At 36.8% G+C, this 12388-nt stretch carries 8 protein-coding genes; all 8 read left to right on the plus strand.

Translation table 11 applies throughout. The annotated features are described in order from the left end of the window. Positions 1-364: 364 nt before the first annotated feature. The 8 genes from RCG20_RS09260 to RCG20_RS09295 all read left to right on the plus strand — a co-directional run bounded on the left by RCG20_RS09260 (position 365) and on the right by RCG20_RS09295 (position 12120). Positions 365-1651 carry a cytochrome c3 family protein gene (locus RCG20_RS09260; protein ID WP_308183945.1) on the plus strand — a complete coding sequence of 429 codons (1287 nt, stop codon included), beginning with the start codon at positions 365-367 and terminating at the stop codon, positions 1649-1651. A 272-nt stretch (positions 1652-1923) separates the two neighbouring features. Continuing rightward, on the plus strand, positions 1924-3171 hold the full coding sequence (locus RCG20_RS09265; RefSeq protein ID WP_308183946.1) for a cytochrome c3 family protein: 1248 nt from the start codon (positions 1924-1926) through the stop codon (positions 3169-3171). 530 nt (positions 3172-3701) lie between these two features. Continuing rightward, the gene (locus RCG20_RS09270; RefSeq protein WP_308183947.1) at positions 3702-5060 is read left to right on the plus strand and encodes a cytochrome c3 family protein; all 1359 of its coding nucleotides are present in this window, start codon (positions 3702-3704) and stop codon (positions 5058-5060) included. Between the two features lie 30 nt (positions 5061-5090). Then, the gene (locus RCG20_RS09275) at positions 5091-6251 is read left to right on the plus strand and encodes a cytochrome c3 family protein (RefSeq protein ID WP_308183948.1); all 1161 of its coding nucleotides are present in this window, start codon (positions 5091-5093) and stop codon (positions 6249-6251) included. 33 nt (positions 6252-6284) lie between these two features. Then, complete coding sequence (locus RCG20_RS09280) at positions 6285-6995, plus strand: tetratricopeptide repeat protein (protein ID WP_308183949.1); 711 nt, start codon at positions 6285-6287, stop codon at positions 6993-6995. Positions 6996-7013: 18 nt separating this feature from the next. Next, the gene (locus tag RCG20_RS09285) at positions 7014-7979 is read left to right on the plus strand and encodes a 6-bladed beta-propeller (protein ID WP_308183950.1); all 966 of its coding nucleotides are present in this window, start codon (positions 7014-7016) and stop codon (positions 7977-7979) included. A 100-nt stretch (positions 7980-8079) separates the two neighbouring features. Continuing rightward, positions 8080-10008 carry a cytochrome c3 family protein gene (locus RCG20_RS09290; protein WP_308183951.1) on the plus strand — a complete coding sequence of 643 codons (1929 nt, stop codon included), beginning with the start codon at positions 8080-8082 and terminating at the stop codon, positions 10006-10008. A 258-nt stretch (positions 10009-10266) separates the two neighbouring features. Then, entirely contained in the window at positions 10267-12120 is a 1854-nt protein-coding gene (locus RCG20_RS09295; RefSeq protein ID WP_308183952.1) for an Ig-like domain-containing protein, read from the plus strand. The last annotated feature ends 268 nt before the right edge of the window (positions 12121-12388 follow it).

Consider the following 12388-nt stretch of genomic DNA (forward strand, 5'->3'; position numbering starts at 1 on the left):
ATATCGGAAGAGTTTATTTTTATCAGCGAAAAATACTAATATATCGGCGAAAAACTTATTTTATCAGCGAAAATTAGTGATATTTCTGCGAAAAATCCATTTTATCAGCGAAACGAAAAAATAAGGGAGATAGCAACAATCTTTTAGAAAACATCCTATTTAAAAAAAGAAAAGAGCTGCTAAAAGGACCATTAAACTAGCAGCTCTAACTGTTTTCCTCGCCCCTCCGTATTCCATATCTCCACACTATTTTACGAAAAAGAACGAATAAAGTGTTCTTCATAAATAATACATTAGTGTAGACATACCACTAATTTCGCACAAATGGGAGGTTGTAAGATTTAAGAAAAGAGAGGGTGACAAAGTGAAAAAAAGAGAAAAGAAACCAGGGCTCTGGAAAAGGTTCAGAAATATTGATTGGAAAAATCCTGTTAACAGATGGAAATTACTCTTTGCTAGTCTCATTGTATGTGTTGTCGTCTTTGGCGGTGGATATGGGGTTCTTTCGTTTACAAACTCACCAGCATTCTGCTCTAGCTGTCATGAAATGGCACCGGAATACTCGACCTACACAGCAAGTGCTCATAACCAGATTAGCTGCGTCCAATGTCATATCAAGCCTGGATTCACCAACATGATCACACATAAAATGAAATCCTTGAAAGAGGTCTACTACCATGTAACTGGCGTTCCGGAACAGATCGTCCAAACAGAAGAAGAAGCGGTAACAAACCAGAACTGTTTACAATGCCATTCGAAAAACCGGCTCGTCACAGCTTCTGGAGACTTAAAGGTGAACCATAAAGGCCATATTGAAAAAGATATCCCATGTATCACTTGCCACGCTGGGGTTGTTCACGCAAAAATCGCAGCTCGCGGAATTAACCTTGAAGAAGACCGTGGCGATTGGACAAAAGCAAATGCCGAAAAATTAATCGAACAAAAATACTTGCGACCAAACATGGGAACATGTATTGATTGTCATGACAAAGTAAACAAGGGCGAGGAACCTTGGCGGGAACCAGCCTATAGTGTTCCACCTAATCCTGAGGAAACAAAAGGAACCAACGTGGCAACAACAGAAGAAAATACCGAAGCTATAAAAGCAGAGCATGATCAAAAAACTCAAGGAATTATTCTACAAGCCATTGGCAAACAACAAACAAATGTTAAGCTTTCAATGGAATGTGAAACTTGTCACAAAAAATTAAAAGTACCTACCTCCCATAAAACTTCAGATTGGGATCACAATCATGGTGGTACAGCGATTAACGAATTAACTAAATGCGTCAACTGTCACCAGGATTCCAAGTGGGTGAAGGAAATTCCAAAAGAAGACATTATGTCCCTTCTTAAAATGGGAAGTCAGAAAGTGAAATATACTCCAAACATCGCAGTCGTTAAAGATCAAGCCCGCATCAATAAATTCTGTAGCACCTGTCACAGCAAACGTCCACAAGGACACTCGAATAGTGATCAATGGTTAACAGAACACGCCAAGCATGCTCCAACTGATGTTGCTAAATCAGAATGTTTCGTCTGTCATGATAAAGAAAAACCAAAACCAGGTTCAACTGGCGTCAAAGCCCCAACCGATGTTTATTGTGAATACTGTCACAGAACGGGTTTCAAGGATGATCCAAAGCTCTAAATCACAACCTATTATTTTAGTAAAAAAATTACCTATAGATTTCTAGATTATTAAGGCAGAATCATCGACTGAAAAGACCGATGATTCTGCCTTTTTCTTTTAAATCCTTTTTTCAATCTAATACATATTAATACTGTAATAAAATGATTAAACTATAATACTTCTTTTTTAATAAAAATTACAAAATATATATAGGAAAAACTGCCTATTAATGTTACAACTATTTTTAGAATGACATTTATGTATTAAAAAAATAGAAAAGGTGAACAAAATTGGATTCGAAGGGAAGCAATAAAAACACAGTTAAATGGTATAAATTACTTTTCGGTGGGATTATTGTGTGTATAGCCATATTGGCGAGTGGATTCGGAGTTGTTTCCTATACAAACTCCCCAACATTCTGTTCAAGCTGTCATGAAATGGCACCAGAGCACTTAACCTACTCCACATCTGCACATAATCAAGTCAGCTGCGTGCAATGCCATGTCAAGCCAGGTTTTATAAATATGATGACAAGTAAAAAGCAATTATTAAAGGAAGTATATGTCCACTTTAAGGGGATACCCGAACAAATCGTCCAAACAAAAGATCAAGTAGTTTCAAGTCAGAGCTGTTTACAATGCCATTCAAAAAACAGACTTATAACTGCAACAGGAGATTTGAAGGTAAACCATCCGGGGCACGTCAAACAGGGTATCCCTTGTATTACCTGCCATTCAGGAGTTGCACATGCAAAAATTGCTGCCCGCGGATTAAATGTCTCCAAAGACCAAGATAAATGGACCAAAGCCACTACCGAAAAATTAATCGAAGAAAAATATTCAAGACCGAACATGGGAACATGTATCGATTGCCACGATAAAGTCAACAACGGTGAAAAACCTTGGAAAGATATCACCTACACCATGACGGCTAATCCAAAAAAAATGCAAAATAGTAACAATGGTAGCCCAGAAGCAACAACAGCCGAAATAGTTGAAGAAGTTCAAAATGCAGAAGCAGTACAAAATAAAAAAACACAAGGGCTCATTTTACAAGCGATCGGCAAACAAAAAAAAAATGTTAAAATCTCGATGGAATGTAAAACCTGCCACAAAATAGTAAAGGTACCTAAATTACATAAAAACCCAGAGTGGCCCGTTAATCATGGTAGCACTGCCATGAAAGAGTTAAATAAATGTCTAAATTGCCACCAGGATTCTAAATGGGTAAAAGACGTACCACAGGAAAGTATTACATCCCTTCTTGAATTGAGAAGACAAAAAGTCAACTACACGCTAAATTATGAGCTTGTAAAAGAACAATCAAGGACAAATAAATTCTGCAGCACTTGTCACTCCTCCAAACCGCCTAGCCACACGCAAAGCAATTGGGCACCTGGCCATGCTGTAGCTTCAGCCGATGATAACGAGAAATTAAAATGCTATATTTGCCATGACAAAGACACACCACCAGCCGGATCAACGGCAATAAAAGCACCCGCACAATCCTGCCAGCACTGTCACAAATACTTTGAGTAATGTTTTTAGAGAAGCAATTTTATAAAAGCTTCACTTCTCCCCTATACAAGATTATTAATTAAGGTTTTTATCATATAGTGGATTACTTTAGGCTAACTTCAAATGGCGCATAATATCGCCTTTTGAAGTTAGCCTTATTTATTAAAAAAAGAATAGTCATCTAGTTTGTTTCATTTATTGTCAAATAATTAAGTGGTATGCCCTTTTAAAAAGAATACATTTTTAAAGTGTGTTTCCTGTCCAATCACTTACCTTTAATTCAAAGTTATGTCTAATGTATGAACGTTGCTTTTTTTGCATAAAAATTAACAGTTATACACATTTCCACTATTACAACAATGTAAATAAAACCTTTGTTTATCAACATTTATATGCTGTTTTTAGTCGGAAAAAGTCAATTGAAGGCTCTGAGGAATTATTCACAAATTGTACATTGGAATATACTCTGGCAATGTTAGATACTAACCTTAGAGAGGTTAATATGGAAAATATAGAGATAGAGATTCCAAGAAAAGAAAGGGTGAGCAAAAGTGGCCTTATGGGGGAAAGGGAAAAATAAAGATACAGAGATAGAGACAAGAGAAGGCAGAAGAGTAGGTCTTATTCGTAAATCATGGCGAAAGTTCAAAAACATAGATTGGAAGAATCCGGTTAACCGCTGGAAGTTCCTATTCGCTAGCCTTGTTGTTTGTATTATCGTCTTTGGTGGTGGATATGGAGTTTTATCTTTTACAAACTCGCCATCATTTTGTTCCAGCTGTCATGAAATGGCACCGGAATACTCCACATATACAGCTAGCTCCCACAACGAGATCAGCTGTGTACAGTGTCATATCAAACCCGGTTTCACCAACATGATCACACATAAAATGAAATCGATGAAAGAAGTCTACTATCACGTTACAGGTGTACCAAAGCAAATCGTCCAAACAGAAGAAGAAGCCGTGGCAAACGAAAACTGCTTACAATGTCACTCGAAAAACCGCCTTGTTACAGCATCAGGAGACTTAAAGGTAAACCATAAAGGACATATCGGAAAAGATATTCCTTGTATCACTTGCCATGCTGGTGTTGTTCACTCCAAGATTGCAGCCCGCGGCATCAACATTGATAAAGACCGTGGTGAATGGACAAAAGCAAATGCCGAGAAATTAATTGAGGAAAAATACTTAAGACCGAACATGGGAACATGTATCGATTGCCATGATAAAGTGAACAAAGGTGAGGAACCTTGGAAGGAAGCCTCTTACAGCGTACTTCCAAATCCAGAAGAAACAAAAACAGAAGCAAAAGGCAGCACCGAAGTAGCTACAACGGAAGCCCAAGATCCAGAAGCAGCAAAAGCTGCGCAAGATCAAAAAACACAGGGCATTATTTTACAAGCTATTGGAAAAGAAAAAGCAAACGTGAAAATCTCAATGGAATGTACGACATGTCATAAAAAGGTTAAAGTACCGCAAACCCACAAAACAGCTGACTGGGATCATAATCATGGTGGTACTGCAATTAATAAATTAAATACATGCGTCAATTGCCATCAGGATTCAAAATGGGCCAAAGCAATCCCACAAGAGGATATCATGTCCATCTTAAAAATGGGAACTAAAAAAGTTAAATACACACCAAATATTGCCGTTGTTAAAGATCAAGCAAGAATCAATAAATTCTGTAGTGCCTGTCACAGCAAACGTCCACCAGGACATGAAAATAGTGAACAATGGCTAACAGACCATGCCAAGCATGCTCCATCTGATGCTGCTAAATCACAATGTTTCGTCTGCCATGACAAGGAAAAGCCACTACCTGGCTCAACTCAAATCAAGGCACCAACCGATGTTTATTGCAAATACTGTCATAGAACCGGTTTTAAGACTGATAAAAAGAACTAATATGTCTCAATAAACTGGAGGGACATTAACATGGAAGAGGAGCACAATGAGCTGCCGACCCCTCCCCGTTTTCGCTATAAATTGCTTAAAATTGCAACTCTTACATTGTTGATTCTAGCCCTTTTCGCATCAATCGGTTTTACGGGGCTAGAAGCAACATCAAGCTCAAAATTTTGCTCATCTTGTCATGAGATGAAACCAGAGTACTATACGTGGAAAGCATCCACGCACGCTGAAGTCGATTGCGTTAATTGTCATACCCAACCAGGGGCCGAGAATATACCAAAAGACAAAGCAAACGTCATTGTTCAAGCATTTAAGAAAGAAACAAACACTTATACAGCACCAATCCATATGCCAAGTGATATACCTAACAGTGCCTGTGAAAGGTGTCACAATGTTTCAACACGTGAAGTTACCCCATCAGGGGATTTGATCATCCCCCATGACAAACATAATGCAAAAGGGATCGAATGTATTCAATGCCATAGCGGTGTTGCCCATGGAAAAATTGCTGATCGAAAAATGACCTATCAAACCGATTATGATAAATGGGATGACACGATTGGTACTGCGGCAATGTCTGATACTAAATTTATTCGGCCAGAAATGGATACCTGTATGGAATGCCATAAAGCTAGAGATGTCTCAACAGCATGTAAAACATGTCATACGACAGGAATGGTTCCGAAAAGCCATACAAATACCTTTAAAACAATGAATCATGGCAAATATGCTGAAAAGAATATTCGAAAATGCGACTCATGCCATGGGTATATGTCTAAAGTAAAAATAGATGGTTTGGAAGATGTTTCTGCTGTAACAAAGTTCTTAGAAAATATGAAAACTTCTAAACCTAGTATTACACCATTTGATTATGCCAAACAAAACACATTCTGCAAGAATTGTCATAGTAAACGCCCTGCCAGTCATACAAGTCATTGGATTGCTGATCACCACAATGAAGCTTCTAAAAATACAAAACAATGTTTAGCCTGTCATAATTATCAGCCAGGTGGAAAATATCAAACAAAAACTGTTGCTTGTTCCTCTTGTCATCCAAGTTCTCACATTGGATTTAATAGAGAGGGCCATCCAATTCCATTAGCAACAAAAAATCAAAAAGTAACAAATTTGTGTTATACCTGTCATGTTAAACCTAAGTGTTCAGCCTGTCATAAGGATTCTTAGGAATAACAATGCTAGAATAGGAGGGTTCATAGTATGGAAGCTCATGACCAACCATTGAATCAAGATGGTCAAAAGAATATAACAAATCAAGAGTCCAACAAAAAAACGAAGAAAACAAAGAACAATAAATTTAATTGGTGGCAATCCCTTCTTATATTGACCCTAACCTTAGTGATATCAGTAAGTGCTGCTTATTATGTAAGTCAAAAGTATTTATGGTCAAACTACGATAAAAGTCGATTTGCTCAACAATTAGAAAGTGCAAAAGCAGTTGTAGATGAAAAGCCAAATGAGCCGAAACCTCGCGTAGATCTAGGTTACGCCTATTTCTTAAATAAAAATTTTGATGAAGCCATTAAACAATACAAGGTTGCAATAGACTTAGATAAAAATAATTTTAATGCCTATTTTAATCTTGGACTGGTGTATAACGAAGAGAACCAACTAAATGATGCTATTAAAGCAGCTGAGAAGGCTTCTGAAATATCACCTAGGGACTATAAAGGCCATTTATTAAAGGGAATGGTATTCCGAAAGCTTAAAATGTATAAGGAAGCAATGAAAGCACTAAACGAAGCAAATAAATTATCACCAACAAATACCGATATACTTTTTGAAATTGGGCGGGTTGCCGAAGATCAAGGAGATAAGAAAAATGCAGAACAAATATACAAAGATACACTTACTTACGACCCGATGTATAAACCAGCATTAGCAGGTCTAAAAAGAGTTGCCAAGAAATAAATAAGGGGTTGGAAATACATGAAGAAAAAGACCGTCTATATATGGATGAGCACAATCGTGGTATTAGTTGCCGCCGTCTTTGCTGTTATCTATTACTTTAATTTACAATCAGATGTGGAGAAGGTAACAAAAACCCTTGATCCCAACGCCCCTCCTACCTTTAGCCAGACTATTTACGGCGACTTTAATAAAACATTGGATAAACCAATGGATGTGGCAAAAATCGGTGAATTTCTCTATGTTTCAGATACAAATAATAAGAGAGTTCAAGTTTTTGATACAGCTGGTTCACCAGTCTTCATGTTTGGTAAGGAAGGTGACGGGAAAGGGCAATTTAAATTTCCGTATGGTATTACCGGTGACAAAGAGGGTAATGTCTATGTTGCTGATCTATACAATGGAAAAATCTCTATCTTTACAGCAAAAGGAAAATTCATCAAATACTTTGATGATAAAAATAAATTACTTAAATCCCCCGCTGGTATTCGAATTTATAATGAAAAATTATATGTAACCGATGTTCAGCAACACAAAGTTTATGTTTTGAAGCTAAATGGTGAAAAACTACTTGAAATTAGCAGCGGTGCTGATAAAAACGATTTCCTCAAAGCTCCAAATGCAATTACAATTGACAAAAAAAATGATGATATTTTTGTTTCTGATTCAGGAAATCAACGTATTCTAGCTTTTGATAAAAATGGGAAATACCTTCGAGCAATTAACGGTTCTAAAGATGGGAAAGGATCATCCATTTTTGTTAACCCACGCGGAATTGGTATTGATTCACGGGGTATCTTATATATCGTAAACAATTTATCTCATATGGTTTATGGCTTTGACAAAAAAGGGACAGAAGTATTCCATTTTGGCACCATGGGTGATCAAAACGAGCAATTCTACCTTCCTAACGGTTTATATGTTGATGAAAACGATCGGGTATATATAACAGATACACTTAACAATCGCATTTGTATTTACTATTAAATCTACCCTTACTTTAAGGAGGTGGTGCCTCAAAAATAAATAGATTATTAGATTTATCGGTTTTAAAAAAAGAGAGAGTAAAAAAGGGAGGTTTTTAGAAATGAGTAAGTTAAAATTAAGCTTTTCATTCCTACTAACATTAATGTTAGTAGCAATGTTTAGCATCGTAGCTTCTGCTGCACCGGATAACAGTAATACTCCAGGCAGCTATAATTCAGATGTAACTGGATTAGGTACAGACATGAGTAAAAATGTACAAACAACAGCTGGTGGATTAGACAACAGTTATGATTCAGTTACCAAAACAAACGCAAACAAAACTGGTAGTGGCGTTTGGGTTAATGATGGTACAACAAAAGATCAAGTTCTAAAATCAACTGGTTTAAAGAAAGCTGATGGAACTCATAACCAACGTACACACGGCGAATACCAAAACAATACTAACTCTTGCGCTAGCTGCCACCAAACGCACACAGGCGCATCTGAAGGCTTATTGTTTAAAGATGGTAAATATGCAACATGTACTGCTTGTCATGATGGTACATTAGGCTTCTATAACGTTATGACTGGCTCAAACTCTGCTGGTACATTTGGCGGAACTCATGACGGTAACATGTCTGCTCACTTAGCTGATGGTTCTGTTAAATTAAATGCTGCTCCTGGAGGAAACTTTGCTGCTAAAGATGATGCTACTTCAACAAGAGGCGGAGAGTGGACTGAAGAATTCACTTGCGCAAACTGTCACGCACCACACGGATCTTACTCAGACCGTTTATTAAATGAAGATCCAAACGGAATGGCTAACACCCTTATCAAAGATGGTGGTAAAAAATTAGAAAGCGTTCCAGTTCTTGACAAGACTACTTTAACAGATCTTACTACAAAACAAGCTGCTGGTAATATCACTTACAAAGATGCTACTAATGCTGATCTAACAGTTAACTATATTGCTTTCCGTTTCCAAGTTGGAGATCTTTTACAGCCAACAAATCTTGATAAAAATAGCGTCGACCAGTATCCAGCAGCAATGACTGCAGCAGGATTAAAAACTGGTGACTGGGTAGTTCAAATCATGAAATGGGTTCCAAAATATGATAAAGATGGCGTAACAGAAATTACAGGTAGTAAGTATGTAATCGACACAGATCCATTCATTCATGAATATGATTTCGACACTACTCATACAAAACACTACTGGACAGCATTCTATAGTGGCGCTACTTATGATGCTACCTATGCTGACCCAGATTATGTAGGCAAGTATAAGGACACAGTTGATACTGACAGACTTAAGAACGGTGAAGTTCTAGGCCAAGGTTTCTTAGCCGCTAAAACGGATGCAAGTTTCCTTGCTAATGCTAAATTAATTACTGATATTCAAAGTGTTAAATTTGGTAATGTTGCACGTGGTTATGTTGTTAAGTTAGCTAAAGTATTACCAACAGCTGGTTCTACTGATGATATTAACAACCTTTATTCAACAGACGTATCAGCTCTATGGGCAAGCAAATTTGCTAATGGTACTACTAACCCTGCGTACGTATCAAACCGCGGTGTTGCAATGTCTGGATTCTGTGCTGCATGTCATACTGATTACCTAGCTGTATCTGGTAAAGAAACTGGTACATTTGACCATGCATACCGTCACAATACAACTTCTGATAGCTATACTTGCGTACGCTGTCACTTTGCACACGGTACTGACTTAACTGTAATGCGTGATGCTCGTGGTTTAACTTATAATGAAATCTTAACAGGTGACACCGCTAGAGGTGGAGATAAATACTTCACTTCAACTCCATACGATGCAACAGTTGGTGCTGATAACTCTGCACGTAAAGCTTTAGTTACTGATTATTTAAAAGATAAGAACCCATCTTCTGTATTAAAACGTTACACTAACATGGCTGTATGTTGGGGCTGTCACACTTCTTCCCACTCTGGTGGTACAAGAAATACAGACACTTACCAATACAACGCAACTCCTGGTGTTGATACAGACCGTAATGGTATTGAATTCGATTATTAAAAAAAGCCATCAAATAGTTGCCGCTATTTGATAGCCTAAACGAATTATTCAAGTTTGCAAGGTAATAACGTGCGTAATGTGCGTTATTACCTTGTTTTTTATTATTTCATTCTGTTGCAAAAATGTCAAAATATCTATCACGTTTTGACATTTTTCACTACAAAAATACTGATATAATTAGTTTATAGTCCTATATACGTATTAACAAACAGTATAACAACAATCGGTATTTTAACAATTAGAAAAGAGATGACTGTTATGATAAAAACGAATTATATAAGACACATGATCCTATATTTATTTATATTAATCGTTTTTTGTGGCTCCTTCCTCTACCCTTTTCCATCTGATCTTGATCAAGCTGCTGGCACTTCTTTGTCCTTTGAAGTTCTTAACCCAACAAATAATGCCTATCTAAAAGATACAAATGTTCAGTTTTCAGGCACATTCGCTATTGATCCAAGTGCAACATTAAATGTGACAATAGTTGTGGATAATATAGACCCAACCAACCCCGAGGATATTTCTAGCCAAATAATTAAAAATCCTGATAATAGTTCATGGTCATTTAATAAAGATTTTTCTGTTGGAACACACACTGTTACTTTTACAGCTACAGATGGAACTTCTACTATCTCAAAGGATGTTTCTTTTACAATAGATACCCAAAGACCTATTGTTACCGATTATAAATTAATTTCTCCAAATCACGTTGGAAACATTAATGCATGGGAAGACTCAATCCTTGAAGACATGACCCATGTTCCATTGGATGCAAAAATTCAAATAACGGTGAATGAAACAAATGGTTTAGCATATAAAAAAGAAAATAACGGAGCAACTTATACTAATCCAATAACAGTCACATCAGACAATCAAACAAACGTTGTAAGTGTTGAAGATCATCAGAGTCCACCACAACCTGATGCAAATGGAAACTATATTATTACATTTACGCCAAGTTCACAGCTTGAACCAAGTACAACTTATTATGTTTATTTAACTACTAATATTGTAGATAGCAGCGGAAACACTGTTTATCCAAAAGTACTGAAATTTACCACTACGAGTCAAGTTATTGGTACAGATTCACAGTACGATGAGAGTGATCCACATGGTAATTATTTATTAAGTGACCCACAAACACAAGTTAATCGAACCAACTTGTGTGCCAATTGCCACAACAGCCATACAGGAGGAAGTGTCAAATTACTTGGGGGTAAATTCATAAAAGATTCTACGAAAAGTGCGACGGATCCCGATAATACAACTAACTATTGTATGGCATGCCATGACGGTACGTCAGCTACAAGGATGTCATCAAAAGTTGAAAATATGGATTTGTCGACAGGTTCGAAACACGATGAAGCTCTTGATACCAAGCACTTAGCAAATCAAGGATCATGCGCATCCTGTCATAACCCACATTTGGTTTGGTCAAAGGATAACCCTAATATGCTACAAGATCATTTTGTGTATGATCATACATTAGTTGACCCAGCAAAAAATGCCCCTCAAGAAATACTTGATAGTGATCAAATATTATGTGAAACCTGCCATGATCGAAAAACAGTTTTAATAAAAGATTATGCAAGTGTCGAATATAAAATATCACATTATAGAAAAAGTACAAACAGATTAGGGACCATCGAAGATAATGATCTGTGCTTCCGATGTCACAATGCAAATAAACTTCAAAAAGGAGAAACTCTATCTGATATTCAATCATTGTATGAAAAAAATAACTCAAAACATAACTTTGCTGCTCAAGATGGCAGTATTGTAACCGGCTCTTTACCTTGTTCAGAGTGTCACGAGACTCATGGTTCTAGTAATATTAAATTATTAAAAAAGAAATTAGGACAAGAGAATCTACAGGATGATTTTGTTGCAACTTCCGGCGATTGGAATGCAGCAAAGGAAAGAGAATTTTGTATGAAATGTCATAATGGATCGACAGCTATTTTTGGGGTGACTGGTAAACTACCTGACTCTAAAACACTTGGCCATGAAGAAACTAGCATTGAGGCATGTTCTACCTGCCATGGAGGTACAACAAAATCATTTATTGAAGCAGCACACTCACCTCAGACAGGAACGGTGAATCCATAACCAAAAACGAGAGGAACCTACCCCTCGTTTTTTTGTCTATATCCCATTTAATTATTAAACTACTCCCCCATTCCATCATTTTTGATCGAATTCTTTAGTATGCAAAATACTCTGTATAGATAAAGGTTTTATTTTCAAAGATGTTTTTAAAATGTCAAAAAGTCTATTATTTTTCGACATATTTTGCAATAGTATTACTGATATAATTGGCCTATATTACTATGTGTGTATATATTAATATATTCGTATTAACAAACAGAAGAACTTC

The sequence above is a fragment of the Neobacillus sp. PS3-40 genome (genome assembly GCF_030915485.1).
GTDB lineage: Bacteria > Bacillota > Bacilli > Bacillales > Cytobacillaceae > JAUZPL01.